This is a genomic window from Microbacterium sp. GCM10027623 (assembly GCF_042666935.1).
Taxonomy (GTDB): domain Bacteria; phylum Actinomycetota; class Actinomycetes; order Actinomycetales; family Microbacteriaceae; genus Microbacterium.
The window spans coordinates 733,069-757,210 of record NZ_JBHTHE010000001.1; the positions used below are offsets into that span (position 1 = coordinate 733,069).

The window sequence follows — 24,142 nt, forward strand, 5'->3', positions numbered from 1 at the left end:
CTTCGACTAACTGCACCCGGTACGAAAAAAGCGGGGGAGGTGCACGGACGATCATCCGATCAGGCTGGGTTGCAGGTCACGCAGCGTGCGCTTGTGCGTCATCCGCATCACGCCGATGCCCGCCAGCAGCAGCCCGCCGACCAGCCACAGCGCGAGCACACCGAGGTCGGTGAACGCGCGACTCAGGTCGCCGCCGTACATCAGCTGGCGCATCGCATCGACGACATAGCCCATCGGCAGTACATGGTGCAGGGCGGCCAGGGGAGCGGGCAGCGTCTGCCAGGGGAACGTTCCTCCGGCGGTGACGAGCTGCAGCACCATCAGCACCAGGCCCATGAACTGCCCGACGGATCCCAGCCAAACGTTCAGTGCCAGGATGATCGCCGTATAGGTGGCGACGGCCATCACCATCACGCCGAGCGCACCCCAGGGGTGGGCGAAGTGGAATCCGAGCATCGCGCTGAGCACCGCCATCAGGCCGGTCATCTGCAGGGCGCCGAGCGCCGCGGGAGTGAGCCAGCCGGCCAGGGTGATGCGGATGGGGGAGTGCAGCGCCGTCACAGCGCGGCGCGAGATCGGCTTGACGATCAGGAACAGCGCGTAGATGCCGATCCAGCCGGCCAGCGCGGCGAAGAAGGGCGCGAGACCCTGCCCGTAGTCGCGCGCGGCGGCGACCTTGTCGTTCGCGATCTGCACAGGGTCGGCGATGGTGTCGGCCTGCCTGTCGCGCAGATCGGGGGTGGATGCCGGAATCGCATCGACCCCGTTCGCCAGCCCGTCACGGAGAGTGCCGATGCCGGCATCCAGCGTGCCCAGCCCGTCGCGCAGACTGGTCGCGCCGTCGCGGGCGGATGCCGCACCCGACGCCGCGTTCCCCGCCCCGTCGGCGAGCTTCTTCGCCCCATCCGTCACCTGACGCGCCCCCGCGGAGAGCTGATCGATCTTGTCGACCGCGCCCTGCACGGCGGTGTTGCCCTCGCCGACTTTCTGCGCCAGCGGGTCGAGCTTGGCGAGCACGGCATCGATCTGCGCCTGATTCAGCCCCTGATCCGCCATCGCCTGGGCGAGATCCGTGCGGGCAGTGGGCAGGGCATCCGTCGCCCGCTGCGCGAGGGCGGCCGCGTTGTCGGCCTTGCTTGCGAGCTGCGCATTGCCCGCGCTCACCTGCGACGCGCCGTCGGCGAGGCTGCGTGCGCCGTCGGCGAGTTGCTTCGTGCCGTCGGCCAGGGTGCCCAGACCGGATGCCAGCGTGCCCGCGCCGTCGTGGGCGGTTCCCGCCCCATCGTGCAGCTTCGTCGCGCCGTCGGTCGCCTCGGAGAGTTTGTCGCGCACATCGCTCAGCCCGGTCAGCAGCTGCCCGGCGGCCTCGGAGCCCACCATCTCGGCGACCGATCGGCGGATGCGCTCCACGGTCTGCGTGCCGATCGTCGAGGCGAGGTAGTTGTTGGCGTCATTGGTCTCGAGTTCGAGGCGCGCCTGGTGCGGTTGGTCGCCGGATGCCGAGGTGAGAGCCTCGGAGAAGTCGGACGGGATGGTCACGGAGAAGTCGACCGTGCCGGTCTTGAGTGCCTGCGCGGCCTCGGATGCCGACATCACCTCCCAGTCGAAGGCGCCGTCCTCGAGCAGATTGTCCGCGACCTTGTCGCCGTAGTTCACGTCTCCCGAGCCCTGGCCGGCATCCTCCACGACGAGCGCGACGGGCACCTCTGAGAACTGTCCGTACGGGTCCTGATTGGCCCACAGGTACAGGCCGCCATAGAGGATCGGCACGCACATCAGCGCGAACAGGGCGATCACTGCCATCGGGCTCGCGGTCAGTCGGCGCAGCTCGGCGGCGATCATGGAGGGCACCTTCATCGCGCCGTCTCCTCGTCCTGGTCTTCCTGGTCTTCCTGGTCTTCCTGGTCCTCGCCCCTGCTGGTCGCCGCCGCCCCTGCTGAGTTACGTGAATGAGCAGGGGCGGGGTAGCTGAGCGGGGGCGAGGACAGGACGGCGGATGCGGCATCCGTTAGGTCCGCCGTGGCATCCGACAGGTGATCGGCACCGAGGGTCTCGGGCATGCCGGCGATCACGGCCGCGGCTGCGCCGCCCACGATCACCAGCACGGCGAAGCCGCGCTCGGCGAACTCGGCGGAGATGCGCCACCAGCCGTCGGGCCGCCCGCCGTGACGGTCGGGCGAGACGAGCACCAGGCCCTCGACGCCCTGGCGCAGCACGGCCAGCTCGCACAGGATGCGCACGCGTGCGGCCGGATCGACCATGCCGATCGGAGTGCCCGCGATGTCGGGAAACCCGAGTCCGCGCAGCCATCGCCGCGCATGCACGGGCGTGGCCGCGAGGCCCGCGAACATGAGTTCCTCGCCCACGACCGCGGCGACGCTCACTCCGGGATGCGGGTCGCTGACCTCGGGGGCGTCGACCAGCGCGATGCGGCGGCGCAGCTGCGCGGCATCCGCTTCCGCATCGATCGTGACGCGACCGGTGTCGGGCTTCATCCGTCCGGATGCGATCAGACCGAGCACCGTCGGGCGCTGCTCGGTCTCGGCGCGCACGAACCGGGCGTGGCCGGTCTCGAAGCTCAGGGTCATCTCCGGCAGGGCCTGACCGCGGCGTCCCTTCGAGATGCCGTCCAGGGTGACTCTCATTCGGTCTCCTCCGTGGGAGCGAGCACGTCGGGGTGGGCGTGCAACAGGGCATCCGCCTCGCGCCAGGAGAGACCTGCGATGCTCAGCAGGGTGCGGACCGCCAGGTCGGCTGCCGCGGGGGAGGCGGCATCGGCGCCCACGACAACAGTGCGCGAGACGACCGTGCGCGAGACCTCCTCGATCAGGCGTGCCAGGGTGGGCGCGGCGATGTCGGTGCGGAAGCCGCCGTTCTCCTGCCCGCGGCGCACGATGTTGGCGACGATGCGGCGCAGCGGGGCGAGCGCCTCGGCGGTCTGAGAGACGTGCGCCTCGTCCAGCGCGAGCGCCGCGGCCACCTGCACATGCGCGGCCTCGTGCCAGAGCAGTGCGGCCAGGCGGGCGAGCGCGATTCGGGGATCCGACTCTGTCACGGATGCCGCCAGGGTGTTGAACCGCTGCGCACCGGTGACGATCAGCTCGCAGATCAGCGCTTCGCGGTCGTCGAAGTGACCGTACAGGGTGCGGCGGGTGAGGCCGGCGCTGCGCGCGATCGCATCCACCGACGCGTACGGGTCGTGTGCGAGCAGGCTGCGAGCGGCGTCGAGGATGCCGGCGCGGTTGGCGCGCGAGTCGGCACGGGGCGTACGGGAGGTCATGCCTCCAGGGTAGTTATGTTGCACACGGCTGTGCAAGTTAGTCCAGCGAACTCACAGCATCCACCGCCCGATCCGCCGACAGGTGCCCGATCAGCGGACGAATGTCGGCAATCCCTCCGCAGATCGGGTCGCAGTCCGCAGATCGGGCGTGCCGACGACGAACCCCCGGCGCCCATGACAGGCGGCCGGGGGTTCGAGAGACCGGGGATCAGTCGGTGCCGGAGTCGAAGGCCGCGCCCTCGGATGCTGCATCGACAGCATCCGTGAGGACGCCGTCCGGTGCCGAGACGGAGCCCTCGACCGCCTCGGTGATCTCGCTCGCCTCGCCCGCCGTGACGCGGCCGACCAGCTCGCCGGTCGCGCCGCCGACCAGGCCGAGGCCCGCGTACTGCTCCAGACGCGAGCGCGAGTCCGCGATGTCGAGGTTGCGCATGGTGAGCTGGCCGATGCGGTCGACGGGGCCGAAGGCGGCGTCGCCGACCCGCTCCATCGACAGCTTCTCCGGACCGTACGACAGGTTGGGGGAGACCGTGTCGAGGATGGTCCAGTCGTCGCCGCGGCGCAGACGGATCGTGACGGTGCCCGAGATAGTCAGGCCCACCCAGCGCTGGATCGACTCGCGCAGCATGAGCGACTGCGGCTCCAGCCAGCGTCCCTCATACATGAGGCGGCCCAGGCGGCGGCCCTGCTCGTGGTAGGTGGCGAGGGTGTCCTCGTTGAGGATGCCGTTGACCAGCCGCTCGTAGGCGATGAACAGCAGCGCCATGCCGGGCGCCTCGTAGATGCCGCGCGACTTCGCCTCGATGATGCGGTTCTCGATTTGGTCGCTCATGCCCAGGCCGTGCCGCCCGCCGATGGTGTTCGCCTCCATCACCAGCGCCACCGGGTCGGTGAACTCGACGCCGTTCAGCGCGACGGGCCGGCCGCCCTCGAAGGTGACCGTGACGTCCTCGGACTCGATCGCGACCGACGGGTCCCAGAACTTCACGCCCATGATCGGGTCGACGGTCTCCAGCGACACGTCGAGGTGCTCGAGGGTCTTCGCCTCGTGCGTGGCGCCCCAGATGTTGGCATCCGTGGAATACGCCTTCTCGGCCGAGTCGCGGTACGGGAAGCCGCGCTCGACGAGCCATTCGCTCATCTCCTGACGCCCCCCGAGCTCGGTGACGAAGTCGGCGTCGAGCCAGGGCTTGTAGATGCGCAGGCGCGGGTTGGCCAGCAGACCGTAGCGGTAGAACCGTTCGATGTCGTTGCCCTTGTAGGTGGAGCCGTCGCCCCAGATCTCCACGCCGTCCTCGCGCATGGCTCGCACGAGCATCGTGCCGGTCACGGCGCGGCCCAGGGGCGTGGTGTTGAAGTAGGTGCGACCGCCGGAACGGATGTGGAAGGCGCCGCACTGCAGCGCGACCAAGCCCTCCTCGACCAGCGCGGTCTTCGCGTCCACCAGGCGGGAGGCCTCGGCGCCGTACTCCAGAGCACGGCCGGGGATCGACGCGATGTCGTCCTCGTCGTACTGCCCGAGGTCGCCGGTGTACGTGAAGGGCACGGCGCCCTTCTCGCGCATCCACGCGACGGCGACGGAGGTGTCGAGACCACCGGAGAATGCGATGCCGACCTTTTCGCCGACCGGGAGGGACTGGAGCACCTTGGACATGCGCTCAAGTCTATCGGCGTGTCGCGAGCCGTCCGTGCGGGGTGCCCGGCGCGACTACGGTGAACCCCATGGGTCAAGCCATCCTGTGGGGCGTGGTCGCGGCATCGCCCTTGCTCGTCGGCGCCGTACTCGCGCTGCTGCGTCGCTGGCCGCCGCGACTGCTGGGCATCATCCTGGGCTTCGGCGCCGGAGCGCTGATGGCATCCATCGCCTTCGAGTTGTGGGAGCAGGGCGTCGAGCTCGCCGGACACGTCCCACTGATCATCGGGGTCGCCGCCGGGGCGCTCTGCTATTACGTGGCCGCACGGATCCTCGACGCCAGGCAGGCCAGGAAGCACTCTCAGGCGGGCGGCGGCTCACTCGCCGTGGGGGCGCTGCTGGACGGCATCCCCGAGCAGCTCGTGCTCGGCATCGGACTCGCGTCCGGCGACGGCGTCGGCGTGGCGCTGGTGGTCGCGATCCTCGTCTCGAACCTGCCCGAGTCGATCGGGTCGGCATCCGACCTGCTGCAGTCCGGCATGCGCAGGAGCCGGGTCGTGCTGCTGTGGACGGCGGTCGCCGTGGTCTGCGCGCTCGCGACGGTCCTGGGCTTCGCCCTGACCGATGCCGTCGGCGACGAGTTCCGCGCGGTGGCGAACGGCTTCGCGGCGGGAGCGCTGCTGGTGATGCTGGTGGACTCGATGGTCCCCGAGGCGCAGTCCAAGGCGAAGGAGTCCACCGGGCTGGCCACGGTCATCGGTTTCGCGGTCGCCGCCTGGCTGGCGCTCGCCGCCTGACGTTGTTCACAACTCCGGAGATACGGTACGGATTGTCGCCAGCGGGGGCTCAGAGCCCCGGACCGCCCCCGTCTTTCCGGAGTTGTGAACCGACGGGTGCGGGTGGGCGGACGGGTGCGGGCGGGCGGGTGCGGGCGGGCGGGTGCGGGTGAACCGGCGGGTGCGGGTGGGCGGACGGGTGCGGGTGAACCGACGGGTGCGGGGCCGGGTTCAGCGGTGCAGTTCGGCGAGGCGCTCGCGGAGCGGATGCTGCGCTCCGAGGCCCGCGAGCGAGACGGCGCCGTCGAGACCCGAGCCGATGGGCGGCACGAACCGCGCGCGCGGACGGACGGCCCGCACGGCATCGGTGAAGGACGAGCGGATGAGATCCGACCCGAAGACCCCGCCGATCGCGCCGACGGCGGCGTCGTCCGGGGCGTCGGTGACCTGCAGGGCCGCGATCACGGCGAGGGCCAGTTCGCCCGCGGCTTCGCGGCAGATGCGCACCGCCACCTCGTCGCCGGTCGCGGCCAGCGCCGCCGTCGGCGCGGCGAAGGATGCGACGGTGCGCACACGGTCGTGGGAGGCCTGCAGGAGGGAGTACGCCGTCTCCAGGTCGGGCCAGCGCTCCTGCACGACGCCCGCCAGCGCGGTGGCAGGGCCGCGGCCGTCGAAGGCGCGCATGACGGCGTCGAGCGCGGCCCGGCCGATCCAGTACCCGCTGCCGGCGTCGCCCATGATGTAGCCCCACCCGTCGACGCGGGCGGAGTGCTCGGGCCCGACACCGAGGGTGACCACACCGGTTCCGGCGGCGACGACGGCGCCGTTCTGATCGCCGAGCACGCCGAGGAACGAGGTGACCGAGTCGTGCGTGACGACCACACGGCCGACGCCGGCGAGCGCGGGATGCTGCAGCAGAGCGGCCGCCTCGGCCTCCGCGTCGGTCAACCCCGAGATGCCGAAGGTGATGGTCGGCGGGCCGACCGCAGCGGAGCGCAGCGCGGATTCGACCACGCCCGCCACCTGCGGCAGCAGCGGCCGGTCGGTGAGCACGCCCGGGAAGAGTTCATCGTGGGTGGACCCGTCGGTGTGCACCAGTCGCGTCTTGATGCCCGTCTGACCGGCGTCGATCGCGAGCAGCGCGGGGCCGTTGTGGTGCTGTGCGTCTGGCATACCCGGGTCCCTCGTTCACGTGCCGCCTCGGACGAGTGTTCGGCCAGATGCAAGCGTAGGCCACCGCGTGCGCAGGAGGCCGACGGAAGTCAAGCCCCCCTGTGGACCGGTCTCACCTGGGGTGTACTTGTCGCTCACCGTCCCCATCGTGAGGAGAACCATCGTGACCTCCCTCTGGCTCGATGAGCAGCGCGAGCGCATCCCGTCCGACCCGTTCGATCCCGGCGTCCATCACGATGTGGTGGTGGTGGGCGGGGGTCTGACCGGCCTGACGACCGCCCTGCTGCTCGCCCGCGCCGGATGCACGGTCGCCGTGCTCGAAGCGCGCTTCATCGGCGCGGTGACGACCGGCCACAGCACCGCGAAGCTCAGCCTGCTGCAGGGCGGGGTGCTCTCCGGCATCCTCTCGCGAGGATCGAGCAGGGTGCTCAAGGCCTACGTCGAGGGCAACAGGGAAGGGCAGCAGTGGATGCTGCGCTATCTCGATGACCACGGCGTGGCGGTGCAGCGGCGCGACGCCTTCACCTATGCGGGTTCCGACGACGGGATCAAGAGCCTCGACGATGAATACCGGGCCTGCCTCAAGGCGGGCCTCGAGGTGGAGCGCGTGGACGACGTCGGGCTGCCGTTCGAGACGCGCGGCGGCATCCGCCTCGCGGATCAGGCTCAGTTCGACCCGATGGATGTGCTCGCCGCTCTCGCCTCCGACGTGCGCGCCCACGGTGGAGTGATCGTCGAGGGTGCGCGCGTCACGTCGGTGGAGACCGGTGAGCCCAGCACGGTGATCACACCCCTCGGCGAGCTGCGCGCCACCACCGTGGTGCTCGCCACCGGCATCCCGATCCTGGATCGCGGCCTGTACTTCGCGAAGGCCAAGCCGTTGCGCTCCTATGCGCAGGCGTATCGCGTGCCGGGCGCCGCACTGCCGCAGGGCATGTACCTCTCGATCGACTCGCCGTCGCGGTCGTTGCGCACGGCGTCGATGGGGGGCGAGGAGCGCCTCCTCGTCGGCGGCAACGGCCACACGGTCGGCCGTGAGCCCGACACCCAGCGGCTCGTCGACGACCTGGAGCAGTGGACCCAGGAGCGCTTCCCGGGTGCGGAGCGCACGCACGCCTGGTCGGCGCAGGACTACGAGTCGATGAACCTCGTCCCGTTCGTGGGATGGATGCCGCGCACCGGGCACCGCGTGGCGCTGGCCACCGGCTACAACAAGTGGGGCATGACCAACGCGGTCGCCGCGGCGCTGAGCATCAGTGCGGACGTGCTGGACGGCAGCATCTCGTGGGCCAAGACCCTGCATCACCGCATCACCCTCCCGCAGGACGTGGTGCACAGCGTGGTCGCCAACGCCGAGGTCGCCGGCAAGCTGGCCTCGGGCTGGGCCTCGGGAGCCCTCCGCCCCCTCCCGGAGGAGGACCCGGCCGAGGGCGAGGGCTTCGTCGGCTCCTACGACAAGGAGCCGACCGCGGTCTCCACCGTAGACGGCACCACCTGCCGGCTCTCGGCGGTGTGCACCCACCTGGGCGGCATCGTCTCGTGGAACAGCGCGGAGCGCTCGTGGGACTGCCCTCTGCACGGATCGCGCTTCGACGCCGACGGGCGCCTGCTCGAGGGCCCGGCGGTGGAGGATCTGCACGCGGTGGACGAGCCCGAACTGCCCGGCGACGCCCGCGAACCGGTCGACGATCGGCCCTAGGGCTCCGACCGACTCCCGCCTAGAACCCGGGGTAGTCCTTCAGCCTCTCCTCGTACGCGGCGCGGTCGGCCTCCGGCAGCACCTGGCGGGCGAGGACCATCAGCTGCAGGCCTTCGAGGGGCTCGCCGAACTGCTGCTGGATCGCCTCGCGCTGGGTGCGGAACTCGCCGGTGGGGTCGTTCGAGAGGTCGTACACGTCGGCGTAGAACCGCAGCGGCTCGGGGTACGTGTCGCTGTAGTACTCCCAGGTGTGCTGGCGAGCCGGGTCGCTCGACCCGTACAGCTTGGCGACCATGCTGTCGGAGATGCCCGATCCCGGCTCGTTCAAAGGATAGAGCTGCGGCATCCGGCGTGCCCCGAGAACCTGGTCGATCACCCGGATGACGTCGCGCTTGCGCTGGATGTCCTGCACGGGCTGCTCGGTGGTCCAGGCCGTGGAGGTGTAGCGGCGCAGCATGGACTCCCCGCCGTAGCCGTTGCGCTCGGGGCTGATGTCCACCGTGCCGGACTGCACCCAGGTGTACCCGTACCTCGCGGTCAGGCGCTCTCGCACCTCGGCCATCAGCTGGTCGCCCTCGGCCTGCACGTCCTCCAGGGAGGGGCCGCCCAGCACATCTTGATTCGGGACGCCCTTCATGCCCGGGTAGCCCTGCTCGTGCTTCTGCTGCTCGGTCTTCGTGCCGTCGTACGCGTGCGTGGCCGCGGACCGCAGCGCCCCCATCGCACCGACCGTGGCCACGTTGAAGACCAGCGTCAGTGCGAGGGCGATCGAACCCAGCATCCGTCCGCGAGGTGTGAACACGGCGGCGACGGTCACACCGACGACGACCAGCTGCACGACCAGCATGGACGCGCCGTACAGCGCGTCCGTCCCGCCGGCGCCCATCATGAGCAGCATGACCAGCACGAACAGCACGGTCACCGTGATGGCGACCAGGCCCAGCGTGTTGACCGACGTCTTCTCGACCGGCCGCTCGGCGGTGTAGGTGATGTCCCCGGATGCCGCAGGCAGCCCGGCCGCCTGATCCAACCCCATCGGCACGCGACGCGCGCCGTGATATCCACCGGGCGGGGGCAGCGGCGGTGCTCCCTCCGCACCGCCGATGTAGCGACTGCGCTGGTGCTCTACCATGGCCTGTCCGTCCCGCCGCCGGAGCCGTCGTCGCCGCCGAGCTCGTCCTCACGCTCCTGGGCGCCCTGGTTCAGCCGATCCTCGATGTCGTCGAGATCGCTCTGCGAGGGCTGATCCTGCTGCTCGTCGCCCTCGTCCGGCTGCTGAGGCTGCGGATCCTGGTCGGGGTCCTGCCGGCTCTGCTGCTGCTTCTCCTGCTGGCGCTGCTGGTTCTGATCGAGGGTGTCGCTCATGTCGCGGTTGGGGTCCGGCGACTGGTCCTGGGCGTCCTGGCTGCGGCACTCCTCGGGGGTGTCGACGGTGACCTGCAGCGCCTCGCCGAACAGTTCGGCCGCCGCGGCGGCATCACCGTCGGCCAGGGCAGCATCGCCCTGCCGTTCGATCACGAGCGACAGGTTGATGAGCACCGGACAGGCATCCAGACCGGTCGCCAGCGGCAGCGCCCGCTCGAGCTCGGTCCGCGCGTCGGCCAGCTTCTCGGCGCCCGCGAGTGCCGTGCCGATGTTGTACGGCGCCTTGAACGGCTCGAACCAGTTCAGCACGTCCTGTCCTCGCGCAGCCGACTCGGATTCGGCGTAGCCGCCGGTCACGAACGAGGTGATCGACTGATGCGCGAACGCGTACATGCTCAGCAGCTTGCCGGCGAACAGCAGGGCCGCCAGCGTCAGCGGAAGGGTGCCGATCGCGATCCAGCGTCGGATGCTGCGCCGCCGGCGGTTCGCCGCCAGCAGAGCGGCGGCGGCATCGGCCCGGGTGGGCTCGCTCCGGCGCTGGGCGACCGCGGGGTCGGTGCGGGTCGTGCCGCTCACCGTGCACCTCCATCGCGGGCGGTGCCGCGGATCAGGCCGCGCAGCCGGGTGATGAGCATCGTCGCGCGCGCCAGCTCGACCGCGACCAGCGCGATCAGCACGAGCGCGAGAATCCAGTACAGCTCGATGACGTTGCCCACCTCGCCCGAGGCGGCGTAATCGGTTGTGCTGCTCGGCGCTTCGGGCAGGACGATCTCGGCGTCGGCCGTCCGACGCTGGTAGTCGATTCCCAGCTGCTCGGAGACCTTCTTCAGGTTGTCCTCGTCGATGACAGACATCGCCCGCTCGCCCTGGTACTCGATATAGTCCCCGCCCGCTGAACCTGTCGAAGCCCGGCCCGTGGTCTTCTTCATCGGGCCGCCCTCGGCCGTGCCGTACCCGAGCACCGACCCGCCGTCGACGTACTTCGCGCTGGAGGCGAACGATTCCGGTTCGCCGGACGAGGTCTGCTCGCCGTCCCCCAGGTAGAACACCATCCGGCTGCGGTCGGGTGCCGACTTCGCTGCCGCGGAGAGGGTGTCGGTCAGCATCCGGTTGGCGATGCTGATCGACGATCCGCGCGACTGGTCGGTGATCTCGGGGAGCATCACGTCGAGCGAGGACATCAGGGCGGTGGCATCCGTCGTCAGAGGCAGGCGCAGCTGCGCCGCCGCATCGAAGCTGATCAGCGAGAACCGCGCGCCCGGATACGTGTCGACGATGGACTGCACGTCGGCGCGCACTCCGTTCAGGCGCGGCTGGTCTCCGTCCCAGTCCTCGGCGATGATGCTGGCCGTCGTGTCGACGACGATCACGATGTCGGTGTCGGTCGCGAGGGTCTGCGAGGTGCCGCCAGGGATCCCGGGGCGCAGCAGCATCGCGAAGACGACGACGACCATGCCCAGGCGCAGCGCCCAGATCCCACGGCCCGGGCCTGCGGCGGCTGGCCCGGGGCTGATGAGCGCGCGGATGACGATCACTGCCGGCACCGCGCACAGCAGCAGGAGCAGCAGGGGATGGAGGACGGGCTGGACGATCACAGGCGCACCCTCCACACGAGCAGAAGGAAGCCGAGGATGGCCATGAGCATCAGGGCGATCACGAGGTTCGGACTGTCGACGCGCACGACCTGGGCCTGGCCCTTCAGGGCCGTCGCCTCCTGCTTCTGGATCTCGGCGATGATGTCGGCGACGCTCGTCGTGTCGCGCAGCGCATAGGACTGCCCGCCGGTCAGCAGGGCGGCGTCGGCGAGTTCGGCGCTGACCTCGGCGTCCTTGCCCTGCACGGGGTTCAGTGCGAACACGCGCACCTTCTTCGACTTCGCGTACTGGGCGGCCTCCCGCACGGTGAGGATCGAGGCGCCGGCCAGCTCGTTGTCGGTGGCGAGGATCACCGAGCGGCTGCGATCGTCGTCGAGGTGGTCGAAGCGCATCGTGCATGCGGCCAGGCCGTCGCCGATGAGCGATGCCCCTGGTCCGTTCAGGGTGCCCACCCAGTGCTCGGGGACGTCGCTGTTGTAGTCGAAGCTCGTGCGGATGCTGTTCAGCTGCTCCTGGACGAACGGGTAGTCGTCGGTGAGGGGAAAGACCTGCACGGGCGAGCTGTTGAAGATCGTCAGGCCGATCCGCTCGCCGCGGAAGCCCTTCAGGAGTTCGTCGAACACGGTGAGGACCTCGACGTCGACATCGGACATCGACCCCGAGACGTCCAGGCACAGCATGATGTCCCGGCTGTTGTCGACGGGATGGATCGTCTTCGCCGACAGCGGACGCGCGGCGACCACACCGCCCAGCAGAACGGCGATCGCGCCGACGACGAGGATCCCGGCGAGCAGGGTCATGCGGCGGCGGACCGACGCCCGGAACGAGGGCAGACCGCGCAGCCGCTCGGCCCTCGAGATGAGGGCGGCCGGCGCGGCTTCCGCCCGCTCGCGGCTTCGCACGCCGAGCAGGACGCCGATGGCCACGGCGGCCAGCAGGACGCCGAGCGCGACGAGGATCATCCACCAGGTGTTCAATGCCACGTCGTCACGACCTTGCGGGCGGCGTCGGCGCCGTAGACGGGATCGACGGCGGGTCCGCGCTGGAAGATGCTCGGGTAGTAGTGGCGCCGGATCGCGTCGATGAGCGCGGGATCGACTCCGCGGACGACGAGATCGTCCAACGACAGCACGGGCGCCTCGAGCCCGGAGTACTCGTTGACGAAGCCGCGCACCGCGCGGCTGAGCTCCAGATTGGCCCGCTTGGGCGACATATTCCCCGAGCGGTATGCGTCCTCGATGCGCTGCACGTCGGTCAGGTACTCGGAGCGCAGCTGCTCGAGGATCTCGCCCGCGGGCGGCGCGGAGGACGGCGCGCCCTGCAATGTCATGCTGCCACGGGGACGGGTGAGCACGATCAGCAGCCAGGCGGCCAGCCCGAGCAGGAGAAGCACGCCGATCGCCAGCAGTATCCATCCCCAGCCGTACTGGGCCGGAGGGTAGAGCTCGTCAGAGGCGGGCATGCGACCTCCGGTTGAGCATCGCCAGCAGGGTGGGCACCGCGGAGTCCTGCCCGCCGAACTCGGCGTGGGTGATCTCGCGGCGGCGCAGCACATCGTCGCGGTGCGCCGTGTCGGCGGCCTCCATGGCGGCGAGCTCGGCCATGACCTCGGCATCGCCGTGCACGAAGTCGGGGATGCCCCAGCCGGTGTCGACATCCCGGCGATGCGCGGGCCGCGTCGTGTCCGGCGTCACGGGGTCCGCGTCGCGGATCGTCATCCACAGCACGTCGTGCTGCACCTTCAGGCGCCTCAGCAGACGGTCGGTGTCCGCGGTCATCGGCGCCTCGTCGGTGACGAGCACGACGATGGAGCGCCGCGAGATGTGGCGCGCGGTGTACTGCAGCAGCGCGTCGCGGTCGTTGGGCGCCCGTGTCTCGTCGATGGCGCTGCGGACGGTGCGGAGGGCGTGCTCGAGTGCGTCCTCGGTGCCGCCGGGGCGGATGCGGCGCACCTGATCGGCATCCCCGTAGACCATCGAGAAGTCATCGCCGTGGCGCACGGTGAGCAGGCCGAGCGCGCCGGTGAGCAGCACGACGAGGTCGCGCTTGGGTCGCTCGTCCTCGGCCAGAGCTTTCATGCCGCGGCCGGAATCCACCAGGAAGAGGACGGTGTGCCTGCGCGTGGCCTTGGTGCGCTTGATGAGCGGTTCGCCCTGTTTTGCGGTGGCGCGCCAGTCGATGTCGCGCACCTGGTCGCCGTACTCGTAGGGGCGCAGGTCCTCGAAGTCGAGGCTGCGTCCGCGCAGCAGAGACGCGTAGGCGCCGTCGAGGGCGTGCATCGACTTCTGCGACGAGCGGATGAAGAGCTTGCTCTTCACCTGGGCGATCAAGGTGGTCATCGGATCTTCTCGGTCCCTGAGCTCGTCGAAGGATCAGGGGGTGGGGACCGAGGCGAAGATCTGGTCGATGATCTCCTCGCTGCGGATGCCCTCGGCATCCGCCTCGAAGGTCAGCAGCACACGATGGCGCAGCACGAGGTGACGCAGCGAACGGATATCCTCGGGCAGCACGTGCGTGCGGCCGTTGAGCAGCGCCAGGGCACGTGAGGCCTGCAGGAAGGCGATGCTCGCACGCGGGCTGGCGCCGTACTTGATGAACCGCGCCCGCTCCGCGCCGATGTACGGCGCGGGATTGCGGGTGACGTAGGCCAGCTGGACGATGTAGTTGCGGATGGCCGGGTCGATGTACACGCGGGAGGCGATGTCCTGCAGGTCCTGAACGTCCTGCAGGGAGATGACGCCGGGCACGTGGCGGTCGGGGTCGAGCACTCCGGAGTCGATGCGGCCGAGGATCTCGAACTCCTCGGCGGGACTCGGGTACTCGACGATCTCCTTGAGCAGGAAGCGGTCCATCTGCGCCTCGGGCAGCTCGTAGGTGCCCTCCTGCTCGATGGGGTTCTGCGTGGCGATGACGAGGAACGGTCTGGGCAGCGCGTGCACCTCGCCGCCGATGGTGGTCTGCCGCTCCTGCATCGCCTCGAGCATGGCCGACTGCGTCTTGGCGCTGGAGCGGTTGATCTCGTCGAGCAGCACGAAGTTGGCGTGCACCGGTCCGAGAACCGTGCGGAAGGTGCCGGTCGCGGCGTCGTAGATCTGGCTGCCGGTGATGTCGCTGGGCAGCAGGTCGGGGGTGCACTGGATGCGCTTGAAGCTGGCCTTCACCGTGTCGGCGAGAGTGCTGGCCGCCGTGGTCTTCGCCAGGCCGGGCACGGATTCGAGCAGGATGTGACCGCCGGCGATGAGTGAGATCAGCAGGCTGCTGCGCAGCTGGTCCTGACCGACCATCTTGGTCGAGTACGAGTCGGTGATGATCTTCAGGATGCGCTGCGCGCGGGCGAGATCATCCTGCGTGGCGCCAGGGGAGCTCGGCGAGGTCGTCCGCCGCTCCTCGACGATCGGACCGCGCCCGTCCGGACGCGGTGCGGGAGGTGCGGGAGGAGGCGGGGGCGGCTCGGCCGAACCGCCGTAGGACGGGGGATAGGGCTGGTTCATCTTCGTCTCCTCGATCGGGGAGACAGGTCGGCCGTCTTCCCCGCAGAACAGGCTAACGGCTCGCACGCCCTGCACAGCGGGCCCCGCATGGGGTGAAGTGCCCGATGTCCCCGCTCGGACGCGGAGCGGATGCCGGATCAGATCGAGGAGCGGCGCGCTTCGACCGCGGCATCCTCGGTGCCGTCGGAGTACGACGCCCTGATCACCGGGTCGCTGATCCGGATGCCCAGGAGCGTGCCGCCGATGGTGAGAGCGGCGCGACCGCTGCCGTCGAAGGTCACGGACCCCGCGGGGAGCGATCCGTAGGTGACGGATGCCCTGGCGCCGGGCTGGCCGGACAGCGTGAGTGTGTAGCTGGACAGCAAGGGGATGCCGAGCAGGGCGACCCTGTTCTCCGTGAGCCCTGTGAAGGCGAGCGGAGCGGCGGCGGGCGTCGGGGTCGCGGCCGGCGGGGTCGGCGCAGAGGGGACCGGCTGCGGCGCGGGTGGTGCCGGCGCGGGGGGTGGGGAGGGCGCGGGTTCGGGAGCCGGGGCCACCACCCCGGTGTCGGGAGGCGTGGAAGGGCCGGGTTGACCGGGCTGCGGCTCCGGCGCCGGGGCGGGGGAGCCGGAGCCGGGCGTCAGGGCATGGTCGTCGAGGCCGGGCAGCTCGTCGCGCGGTGCATCGGCATCCGCCCGTCCCTCGGATCCGGACCCGTCACCGGCATCCGGCGGCGCATCCGCTTCGGTCTGCCGCGGAGTGTCCGTGCGCCCGCCGGCACGGCCGACATCGTGCGGTCCCGCACCGCCACCTGACAGTGCGGCCGCGCCGTGACCCAGGGCATCGGCCTCCGCGGTGAGCGCTGTCTCGGTGATGCCCGCACCGGAGGTCAGCACGCTCGCCGTCGTCGCCACCACCCCGATCGCGAACACCGCGGCGAAGCCGCCGATGAGCCGCCCGCGGTGGACGGCGGGAGGGCGGGCGGCGGCGTGGACGACGGGGGCCGCCGAGGGGAGAGGCTGGGCGGGGATGCGGGCATCGCGCCGCGGCGGCGCGTCCCACAGGCCCGACAGCGGTGACAGTTCTTCCTCGGCCATCGACTCACCCCGCATCCGTTCACTCCGCCCCTTCAGTATGCCTGGCGTCGCTCCGCGACCGGATCGCGCGGACAGTAGGGTGAGGCCGAGAAGGAAGGGACGCGACCATGGTCGACGCGCGCGAGCTCACAGAACCCGTCACGCTGACGCTGCCCGACGGCACGCTGAACCCGGATGCCGTCGGCTGGGCGCGCTCGCCGCTGGTGGACACCGCGGGCATCGCGCGCGACGGCATCCGCTTCACCGGTCGCAACAAGCGCTGGGAGTACTGGAACGTCGCCACGCCCGACCACGTCATCGGGCTCACCGTGTCGTCGATCGACTACGCCGCCGTGCATGAGGTCTGGGTGCTGGACAGACGGACCGAGCAGACCTGGCACCGGTCGGTGACGAACATCCCGCCGCGCGGCGTCCGGTTGCCGTCGAGTCTCGAGCAGGGGCCGAGCCGGGCCAGGGCGAAGGACCTCGAGATCGACATCGACGAGCTGCCCGAGGGGACGCGGCTGCGCGCCCGCATCCCGGGTGCCGTGCTCGACGTCGTCGCGCTCCTGCCCGAGGGGCACGAGCGGCTGGCGGTGGTCGTGCCCTGGAGCACCACCCGCTTCCAGTACACGGTGAAGGATGTCGCCCGTCCGGCTTCCGGCACTCTCGTGCTCGACGGGGTGCGCCACGTGCTGCAGGGCTGGGCCGTGCTCGATCACGGCCGGGGGCGCTGGCCGTACGACGTCGCGTGGAACTGGGGCGCCGGGTCGGGTGCGTCACACGGGCGCACGATCGGCATCCAGGTCGGCGGGAAGTGGACCGACGGCACCGGCTCGACCGAGAACGCGTTCGTCATCGACGGCCAGCTGCACAAGATCCGCGCCGAACTGGACTGGCAGTACGACATCGCCGACTGGCGGAGCCCCTGGCGCATCAGCGGCGGCGGTCTGGACGCGCTGTTCACGCCCGTCTACGACAAGACGACGCGCATGAACCTCGGCGTCCTGTCCTCCTCGACCGACCAGTGCTTCGGCGACTGGTCGGGGAGCTTCCGCACCGCCGACGGCGAGTTCATCGAGTTCTCGGGCGTCTTCGGCTGGGCGGAAGAGGTGCACAACCGCTGGTGAGCGGGTGATCAGGACGTCGCGCGAACGGGGAAGAAGCGCAAGGGATCGCGTGCGGGCCTCCGATAAGATGGACTCGCCCGTTCGGGCCAGCTCATCTGCCGGTGCAAACCCGGCGAACAGCGTGCAGTACCAGGGGGTACCCCGTGCCAGGAATCGTGATCGTCGGCGTCCAGTGGGGCGATGAGGGCAAGGGCAAGGCGACAGACCTGCTCGGTGAACGCACCGATTGGGTCGTCAAGTTCAACGGCGGCAACAATGCCGGGCACACGGTGGTGGTCGGCGACGAGAAGTACGCGCTGCACCTGCTGCCCTCCGGCATCCTCACCCCCGGCGTGCGCCCGGTGATCGGCAACGGGGTCGTCGTCGACCTCGAGGTGCTCTTCCACGAGCTCGAGGCGCTGTCGGCCCGCGGTGTGGACGTGTCCAAGCTGAAGGTCAGCGCCAACGCGCACCTCATCACCTCGTACCACACCACTCTCGACAAGGTCACCGAGCGCTTCCTCGGCAAGCGCATGATCGGCACGACCGGCCGGGGCATCGGCCCGGCGTACGCCGACAAGATCAACCGTGTCGGCATCCGCGTGCAGGACCTGTTCGACGAGAACATCCTGCGCCAGAAGGTCGAGGGCGCACTCGATCAGAAGAACCACCTGCTGGTGAAGATCTTCAACCGCCGCGCGATCACCGTCGACGAGGTCGTCGAGGACCTGCTGTCGTATGCCGAGCGGCTGCGACCGATGGTCGCCGACACCGGCCACCTGATCGCCGAGGCGCTCCGTCGCGGCGAGGTCGTGGTGTTCGAGGGCGGGCAGGCCACCATGCTCGACATCGACCACGGCACGTACCCGTTCGTCACCTCGTCGTCGGCGACGGCCGGGGGCGCGGCGACCGGATCGGGCGTCGGCCCGGGAGCGCTGGACCGCATCGTCGGCATCGTCAAGGCGTACACGACCCGCGTCGGATCCGGTCCCTTCCCGACGGAGCTGTTCGACGAGCAGGGCGACTGGCTGCGCAAGCAGGGCTTCGAGTTCGGCACCACCACCGGCCGGCCGCGCCGTGTCGGCTGGTACGACGCGCCCATCACCCGCTACGCCACGCGCGTGAACGGCATCACTGACCTCGTGCTCACCAAGCTGGACATCCTGACCGGCCTCGAGCGGATCCCCGTGTGCGTCGCCTACGACGTCGACGGCGAGCGGTTCGACGACGTGCCCGTCAACCAGACCGAGTTCCACCACGCGAAGCCGATCTACGAGTACTTCCCCGGCTGGAGCGAGGACATCTCGAAGGCCCGCACGTTCGAGGATCTGCCGCAGAACGCGCAGGACTACGTGCACACGCTGGAGAAGATGAGCGACACCCGCATCTCGGTGATCGGCGTCGGACCCGAGCGCGAGCAGGTCATCGTCCGCCACGACCTCCTCGACTGAGTTCGCTCCCGGCGCCCGGGATCCCGTGCAGTCGGCATCAAGGAAACAGGGAAGGATCCGCGATGACGCAGTTCTGGGTCGGAGGCTACGGCACGGACAGGGACGGGGATGCCGAGGGAATCGGCGTCCTCGCGGCGGATGCCGGGCCCAGCACGCTCACTTACCGGGGCGTCGCCGCCCCGGTGGCATCGCCGTCGTGGCTGGCACGGCATCCGCGGCTGGATGTCGTCTACGCGGCCCTGGAGGGCTCCGGCACCGTACAGGCCTTCGGCCGGTCCGGGGAGTCCGCGCTGCGCCCGCTCGGCCCGCCTGTCGTCGCGGGCGACTCGGTCTGCCACGTCGCGGTCTCGCCCGACGAGCGGATGCTGGTCGCCAGCTGCTACGGCGACGGCCGGGTGATCCGCTACGGCCTCGCGGAGGACGGACGGCTGATGCCCGCCGTCCCCGACAAGGCCGCGGCGCTGCGCGCGGCGCTGTTCGGCATCGAGCATGAGGATGCCGAGACGGATGCTGCTGCGGCATCCGATCCGTACCCGACCCCGACGGGCGAGGAGCCGCGCGCCCCGCACGCGCACTCGGCCGTCTTCCTGCCCGACGGCCGCATCGCGACCACGGACCTCGGCGTCGACCTCGTGCGCATCTGGCGCCGTGACCTGACCGTGGATCATGAGGTCGTCCTGCCCCGTGGCACCGGCCCCCGCCACATGGTCATGCACCCCAGCGGTCACCTGCACGTGGTCACCGAGTACTCCTGCGAGGTGTTCACCCTGGCATCCTCCCGCGACGGCCGCTGGGGGCTGGCGTCGGCGAGCACCGCTTCGCCCATCGCGCAGGTGGGCTTCGACTTCCCTGCCGAGCTCGCGATATCGCGCGACGGCAGGACGCTCTACACCGCTCTGCGCGGCAGCAACACCATCTCGGCGCTGCGCGTGAAGGGCTCCGGCGAGGCGCTGGAGCCGTTCGCGCTCGCCGAATCCGGCGTCGACTGGCCTCGGCATCACCTCGTGCACGAGGGTGTGCTGCTGGTGGCCGGTCAGCGCTCGAGCACCATCAGCGCCATCGACCTCGACGAGCGCACCGGCGCTCCGCGCGACGTGCGTCACACCACCTCGGCGCCCGTCCCGACAGTGATCCTGCCCGCGCGCTGAGCGGGCATCCCGCGCCTGCGGGCGCGGCGTGCGCCGTGCGCCCGAACCGAACCCCTGCGGATGGAAAACGCGGGTTCCGGCACCCTCGGACCGACGTTTTCCATCTCTCGCGCGGGGTGCGGATGGAAACTGCGGGTTCCGGCACCCTGGGACCGACGTTTTCCATCTCTCGCGCGGGATGCGGATGGAAATCGCGGGTTCCGGCATCCGTCCGCCGCGCACCAGGCGCGTGACAAGCGCGCCGCTCCCCACCAGACTGGACGCATGAGCGACGAATACGACCTCATCGTGCTGGGCGGCGGACCGGTCGGCGAGAACGTGGCCGACAGAGCCGTGCAGGGCGGTCTGACCGCCGTGATCGTGGAGAACGAACTCGTCGGCGGTGAGTGCTCGTACTGGGCCTGCATGCCGTCGAAGGCTCTGCTGCGCTCGCCGCAGGCGCTGCGCGCCGCGCAGCACGTGCAGGGCGTGACCGGCGGCTCGCTGAACCCTGCGGACGTGCTGGCCCGCCGGGACTCGTTCACCTCGCACTGGTCGGATGACGGACAGGTCGCCTGGCTGGACAGCGCCGGCATCGACCTGGTGCGCGGCCGCGGCCGACTCACCGGCGAGCGGGAGGTGACCGTCTCGGGCGACGACGGCGAGCGGGTGCTGCGCGCACGGCACGCCGTCGCGATCAGCACCGGCACGGATTCGATGCTCCCCGACATCCCAGGACTGGCGGATGCTGCGCCTTGGACCAGTCGCGACGCGACCAGCGCACAGGCGGTTCCGGAGTCGCTCGTGATCATCGGCGGCGGCGTGGTCGGCGTGGAGATGGCCACCGCCTACGCGCAGCTCGGCTCCACCGTCACGCTCATCGCCCGCCGCGGTCTGCTGGTGAAGACCGAGCCCTTCGCCGCCGAGCGGGTCGCGGACGGCCTGCGCGAGCTGGGGGTGGACGTGCGGCTGAACACCGAGACGTCCGCCGTGCGCCGCGACGGCGATCGGGTGGTCCTGACGCTCGGCGACGGCGAGGAGATCACGGCATCCGAGGTGCTCGTCGCCACCGGACGCACACCCCGCACGCGCGACCTCGGCCTGGAGTCCGTCGGGCTGGAGTCGGGTCGATCCATCCCCGTCGACGACACCATGCGCGTGGCCGGTATCGACTGGCTGTACGCGGTGGGCGACGTGAACGGACGCGCGCTGCTGACCCATCAGGGCAAGTACCAGGCGCGGGCAGCCGGTGACGTCATCGCCGCCCGCTCGCGCGGCGAGCTGGTCGCCGACCAGGCGTGGGGTCGGCATGTCGCGACGGCCGATCATGCCGCGGTGCCCCAGGTGGTCTTCTCCGAACCCGAAGTCGCCTCGGTCGGGCTGACGGCGGACGCGGCGCGCGCCGCCGGTCACGAGATCCAGGTCGTCGACTACGACCTGGGGGCGGTGGCCGGAGCGAGCCTGCACGCCGACGGCTATGCGGGGCAGGCGCGCATGGTCGTCGACACGGAGCGGGACGTGCTGCTGGGCGTCACCTTCGTCGGCTCCGATGTCGCGGAGATGCTGCAGGCGGCGACGATCGCCGTGGTCGGCGAAGTGCCCATCAGCCGGCTCTGGCATGCGGTGCCTGCGTACCCGACCATGAACGAGATATGGCTGCGCCTGCTGGAGGAGTACGGGCGCCAGTCCGCCTGACCGGTTCGGCGGAGCGGGAATTTCTGCCATCCGTTCCGGTTGTCGGAGGAGTCGCATACTCTCGAGGAGACGCCAGGAGGCACGTGCATGAGAGCTGTACTCGCAGGAACCGTGATCGCCGAAGTCGACGACGCCGAGACCATCATGATCGAAGGCAACCACTACTTCCCGCCGTCGGCGCTCGCCGCGGGGGAGCTGGTCGAGAGCCCGACGCCGTACACCTGCCCCTGGAAGGGCGAGAGCCAGTACTACTCGCTGACGCTCGACGGACGGACATACACGGATCTGGCCTGGGCGTACCCGACGCCCTACCCGACGGCGATCGAGAGGGTGGGCCGCGACTTCTCGGGCTACCTGGCGTTCGATCCGAGCGTGCAGGTCGGCCCCTAGGCCGCGGCGGATGATCGAGTTCACGTCGGTCTCGAAGCGATTCCCCGACGGCACCTCCGCCGTCGAGGACTTCAACCTCGTGGTGCCGTCACGCCGGACCACGGTGCTGGTCGGATCGTCCGGAAGCGGCAAGACGACCCTGCTGCGCATGATCAATCGCATGGTCGAGCCGACAGCGGGCACGATCGCGATCGACGGGGAGAGCGTGCTCGACGGCGATCCGGTGCGATTGCGCCGTCGCATCGGGTACGTCATGCAGAACTCCGGACTGATGCCGCACTTCACGGTGCTCGACAACGTCTCCACGGTGCTGCGCCTGAACGGCGTGAGCCGCCGCGAGGCGCACGGGCGGGCGCGGGAGCTGCTCGACACCGTGGGACTCGACCGGGCGCTCGCGGAGCGCTACCCGAGCCAGCTCTCGGGCGGCCAGCAGCAGCGCGTCGGCGTGGCGCGCGGACTGGCGGCCGACCCGAACATCCTGCTCATGGACGAGCCGTTCGGCGCCGTCGACCCCATCGTGCGCGCAGACCTGCAGCAGGAGCTGATCCGGCTGCAGCGCGAACTCGACAAGACGGTGGTGTTCGTCACGCACGACATCGACGAGGCGTTCCTCCTGGGCGATCAGGTGGTCATCCTCGACAAGGGCGCACGCGTCGTCCAGGTCGGCAGCCCCAGCGAGATCATCGAGGACCCCGCGGATGCCTTCGTGGAGGCGTTCATCGGAACCCATCGCGGTCACCGCGCGCTCTCGCTCAAACAGACGCCGCGCGGCACGGTCGTCGTCGACTCCGAGGGACGCACCCAGGGGGTGCTGCACGGCGGCGGTGAGGGCACGACGTGAACTGGGTCGGCGACAACCTGGATCTCATCCTGGAACTCACGCTCGTGCATCTGCGGCAGAGCGTGGTGCCGATCGCGGTGGGACTGCTGCTCTCGATCCCACTGGGCTGGGTGGCCTGGCGCTACCGTCTCGTGCGCGGTCCCGTCATCGTGCTCACCGGGCTGCTGTACACGATCCCCTCACTGGCGCTGCTGATCCTTCTGCCCGCCGTGTTCGGCTACTCGGCGACCGATGAGCCGAACCTCATGATCGCGCTGACCATCTACGCGATCGCGATCCTCGTGCGCGCGGTCGCCGACGGACTGGACTCCGTCGATCCCGACGTGCGCCAGGCCGCGACGGCCATGGGCTACGCCGCCCCGCGCCGCTTCTTCACCGTCGAGCTCCCGCTGGCGGGCCCGGTGATCCTCGCCGGACTCCGGGTCGCGGCGGTCAGCACGATCTCGCTCGCGACCGTCGGCATCCTCATCGGCGTCACCAACCTCGGGTACCTGTTCACCAACGGGCTGCAGCGGCGCATCATCGTCGAGGTCTTCGCCGGGGTCGTCGCCGTGGTCGTGATCGCACTGCTCATCGACCTGCTGCTGGTGCTGCTCGGGCGGATGCTGATGCCCTGGGCGGGCGCCGGCACGGGGGCCGGTGGAGCCGGGTCCCTGAGCCCGTCGAAGGGCTCGGGATCGAAGCGGGCGATCGTGAGGGCCGCGGCATGAATCTCTTCGTCGACGCGCTCGCCTGGCTGTTCTCCTCCGATCGGCTGCAGGGACAGTACGCGCTGCCCGTGCTGCTGAGTCAGCACCTGCTCTACACGGTGATCTCCGTCGTCGTCGCTGCCGCGATCGCGCTCCCCGCGGGCTGGCTGATCGGCCACACCGGCAAGGGGCGCGAGATCGCCGTCGCCATCTCGGGCGCAGCTCGCGCCGTGCCGTCCTTCGGACTGCTGGTGCTCCTCGTGCTGCTGCTCGGCGTGCTGCGCACGCCGCTGGCCGCCGTGATCACCTTCGTGCTGCTGGCGATCCCGTCACTGCTGGCGGGCGCCTACACCGGCTTCGAGGCCATCGACCGGCGCACCATCGACGCGGCCCGCGCGGTCGGGATGACCGAATGGCAGATCTTCACGAAGGTCGAACTGCCCCTGGGTATGCCGCTGCTGCTCGGCGGCATCCGCTCCGCCCTGCTGCAGGTCATCGCCACGGTGACCATCGGTGCGTACGTCAATCTCGGCGGCCTGGGCTGGCCGATCATCCAGGGCATCCCGCTGCGCCGCTTCGACCAGGTGCTCGCAGGAGCGCTGCTCGTCGCGGTGCTCGCACTCATCGTCGATCTGCTGCTCGCCGTCGCCCAGCGCGCCGCAGTCCCCGCGGGCATCCGCTCCGCCGGCCCGGCATCCGACGCGGACGATCGACGCAGCGTACGCCGCGCCGCGTCCGCCGTCGCCTGACACCCATCCCCACAGAGAGGCACA

The 24,142-nt window shown here is 70.4% G+C and carries 23 protein-coding genes; 10 read left to right on the plus strand and 13 right to left on the minus strand.

All coding sequences use genetic code 11. The annotated features are described in order from the left end of the window. Window positions 1–51 precede the first annotated feature (51 nt). The 4 genes from ACFQY2_RS03390 to argG form a co-directional block, all read right to left on the minus strand. On the minus strand, window positions 52–1,857 hold the full coding sequence (locus ACFQY2_RS03390; protein ID WP_378744214.1) for a YhgE/Pip family protein: 1,806 nt from the start codon (window positions 1,855–1,857) through the stop codon (window positions 52–54). Beyond that, on the minus strand, window positions 1,854–2,645 hold the full coding sequence (locus tag ACFQY2_RS03395; protein WP_378744215.1) for a hypothetical protein: 792 nt from the start codon (window positions 2,643–2,645) through the stop codon (window positions 1,854–1,856). The genes ACFQY2_RS03390 and ACFQY2_RS03395 overlap by 4 nt, the downstream gene beginning before the upstream one ends. Further along, window positions 2,642–3,280: a TetR/AcrR family transcriptional regulator gene (locus tag ACFQY2_RS03400; protein ID WP_378744216.1), complete on the minus strand. Its 639-nt coding sequence runs from the start codon at window positions 3,278–3,280 to the stop codon at window positions 2,642–2,644. Before ACFQY2_RS03400 ends, ACFQY2_RS03395 begins: the two co-directional genes overlap by 4 nt. Before the next feature lie 208 nt (window positions 3,281–3,488). Beyond that, window positions 3,489–4,934, minus strand: coding sequence for an argininosuccinate synthase (gene argG / locus ACFQY2_RS03405; RefSeq protein ID WP_378744217.1), 1,446 nt, complete (start codon window positions 4,932–4,934; stop codon window positions 3,489–3,491). Between the two features lie 68 nt (window positions 4,935–5,002). On the opposite strand from argG, the gene ACFQY2_RS03410 reads away from it, so the two are divergent. After that, window positions 5,003–5,710 (plus strand): ZIP family metal transporter, encoded by a 708-nt coding sequence (locus ACFQY2_RS03410; RefSeq protein WP_378744218.1) that lies wholly within the window; start codon window positions 5,003–5,005, stop codon window positions 5,708–5,710. A gap of 210 nt (window positions 5,711–5,920) precedes the next feature. Here the strand turns inward: ACFQY2_RS03410 and ACFQY2_RS03415 are convergent, their stop codons facing one another. After that, window positions 5,921–6,862: an N-acetylglucosamine kinase gene (locus tag ACFQY2_RS03415; protein WP_378744219.1), complete on the minus strand. Its 942-nt coding sequence runs from the start codon at window positions 6,860–6,862 to the stop codon at window positions 5,921–5,923. 163 nt (window positions 6,863–7,025) lie between these two features. Here ACFQY2_RS03415 and ACFQY2_RS03420 point away from each other — a divergent pair, with 163 nt between their 5' ends. Then, window positions 7,026–8,561 (plus strand): FAD-dependent oxidoreductase, encoded by a 1,536-nt coding sequence (locus ACFQY2_RS03420; RefSeq protein WP_378744220.1) that lies wholly within the window; start codon window positions 7,026–7,028, stop codon window positions 8,559–8,561. Between the two features lie 19 nt (window positions 8,562–8,580). Here the strand turns inward: ACFQY2_RS03420 and ACFQY2_RS03425 are convergent, their stop codons facing one another. The 8 genes from ACFQY2_RS03425 to ACFQY2_RS03460 all read right to left on the minus strand — a co-directional run bounded on the left by ACFQY2_RS03425 (window position 8,581) and on the right by ACFQY2_RS03460 (window position 16,088). Continuing rightward, the gene (locus tag ACFQY2_RS03425) at window positions 8,581–9,693 is read right to left on the minus strand and encodes a hypothetical protein (RefSeq protein ID WP_378744221.1); all 1,113 of its coding nucleotides are present in this window, start codon (window positions 9,691–9,693) and stop codon (window positions 8,581–8,583) included. Next, window positions 9,687–10,502 (minus strand): hypothetical protein, encoded by an 816-nt coding sequence (locus tag ACFQY2_RS03430; RefSeq protein ID WP_378744222.1) that lies wholly within the window; start codon window positions 10,500–10,502, stop codon window positions 9,687–9,689. The genes ACFQY2_RS03425 and ACFQY2_RS03430 overlap by 7 nt, the downstream gene beginning before the upstream one ends. Beyond that, complete coding sequence (locus ACFQY2_RS03435; RefSeq protein ID WP_378744223.1) at window positions 10,499–11,521, minus strand: VWA domain-containing protein; 1,023 nt, start codon at window positions 11,519–11,521, stop codon at window positions 10,499–10,501. The genes ACFQY2_RS03430 and ACFQY2_RS03435 overlap by 4 nt, the downstream gene beginning before the upstream one ends. Beyond that, window positions 11,518–12,504, minus strand: coding sequence for a VWA domain-containing protein (locus ACFQY2_RS03440; protein ID WP_378744224.1), 987 nt, complete (start codon window positions 12,502–12,504; stop codon window positions 11,518–11,520). The genes ACFQY2_RS03435 and ACFQY2_RS03440 overlap by 4 nt, the downstream gene beginning before the upstream one ends. Then, the gene (locus ACFQY2_RS03445) at window positions 12,495–12,983 is read right to left on the minus strand and encodes a hypothetical protein (protein WP_378744225.1); all 489 of its coding nucleotides are present in this window, start codon (window positions 12,981–12,983) and stop codon (window positions 12,495–12,497) included. The genes ACFQY2_RS03440 and ACFQY2_RS03445 overlap by 10 nt, the downstream gene beginning before the upstream one ends. Further along, entirely contained in the window at window positions 12,970–13,860 is an 891-nt protein-coding gene (locus ACFQY2_RS03450; RefSeq protein ID WP_378744226.1) for a DUF58 domain-containing protein, read from the minus strand. The genes ACFQY2_RS03445 and ACFQY2_RS03450 overlap by 14 nt, the downstream gene beginning before the upstream one ends. Window positions 13,861–13,893: 33 nt before the next feature. After that, entirely contained in the window at window positions 13,894–15,012 is a 1,119-nt protein-coding gene (locus ACFQY2_RS03455; protein ID WP_378744227.1) for an AAA family ATPase, read from the minus strand. A 137-nt stretch (window positions 15,013–15,149) separates the two neighbouring features. Further along, window positions 15,150–16,088 (minus strand): hypothetical protein, encoded by a 939-nt coding sequence (locus ACFQY2_RS03460; RefSeq protein ID WP_378744228.1) that lies wholly within the window; start codon window positions 16,086–16,088, stop codon window positions 15,150–15,152. 107 nt (window positions 16,089–16,195) lie between these two features. Between ACFQY2_RS03460 and ACFQY2_RS03465 the strand changes: the two genes are divergently transcribed. The 8 genes from ACFQY2_RS03465 (at window position 16,196) to ACFQY2_RS03500 (ending at window position 24,118) form a co-directional block, all read left to right on the plus strand. After that, entirely contained in the window at window positions 16,196–17,197 is a 1,002-nt protein-coding gene (locus ACFQY2_RS03465) for a DUF2804 domain-containing protein (RefSeq protein ID WP_378744229.1), read from the plus strand. A 143-nt stretch (window positions 17,198–17,340) separates the two neighbouring features. After that, window positions 17,341–18,627 carry an adenylosuccinate synthase gene (locus ACFQY2_RS03470; protein WP_378744230.1) on the plus strand — a complete coding sequence of 429 codons (1,287 nt, stop codon included), beginning with the start codon at window positions 17,341–17,343 and terminating at the stop codon, window positions 18,625–18,627. 62 nt (window positions 18,628–18,689) lie between these two features. Then, window positions 18,690–19,775 carry a lactonase family protein gene (locus ACFQY2_RS03475; RefSeq protein WP_378744231.1) on the plus strand — a complete coding sequence of 362 codons (1,086 nt, stop codon included), beginning with the start codon at window positions 18,690–18,692 and terminating at the stop codon, window positions 19,773–19,775. A 264-nt stretch (window positions 19,776–20,039) separates the two neighbouring features. Continuing rightward, window positions 20,040–21,449 carry a dihydrolipoyl dehydrogenase family protein gene (locus tag ACFQY2_RS03480; protein ID WP_378744232.1) on the plus strand — a complete coding sequence of 470 codons (1,410 nt, stop codon included), beginning with the start codon at window positions 20,040–20,042 and terminating at the stop codon, window positions 21,447–21,449. Between the two features lie 87 nt (window positions 21,450–21,536). After that, window positions 21,537–21,839, plus strand: a complete 303-nt coding sequence (locus ACFQY2_RS03485; RefSeq protein WP_378744233.1) for a DUF427 domain-containing protein — start codon at window positions 21,537–21,539, stop codon at window positions 21,837–21,839. A gap of 10 nt (window positions 21,840–21,849) precedes the next feature. Next, window positions 21,850–22,680 (plus strand): ABC transporter ATP-binding protein, encoded by an 831-nt coding sequence (locus tag ACFQY2_RS03490; protein WP_378744234.1) that lies wholly within the window; start codon window positions 21,850–21,852, stop codon window positions 22,678–22,680. Then, window positions 22,677–23,390 (plus strand): ABC transporter permease, encoded by a 714-nt coding sequence (locus tag ACFQY2_RS03495; protein ID WP_378744235.1) that lies wholly within the window; start codon window positions 22,677–22,679, stop codon window positions 23,388–23,390. The genes ACFQY2_RS03490 and ACFQY2_RS03495 overlap by 4 nt, the downstream gene beginning before the upstream one ends. Continuing rightward, window positions 23,387–24,118: an ABC transporter permease gene (locus ACFQY2_RS03500; RefSeq protein ID WP_378744236.1), complete on the plus strand. Its 732-nt coding sequence runs from the start codon at window positions 23,387–23,389 to the stop codon at window positions 24,116–24,118. Before ACFQY2_RS03495 ends, ACFQY2_RS03500 begins: the two co-directional genes overlap by 4 nt. The last annotated feature ends 24 nt before the right edge of the window (window positions 24,119–24,142 follow it).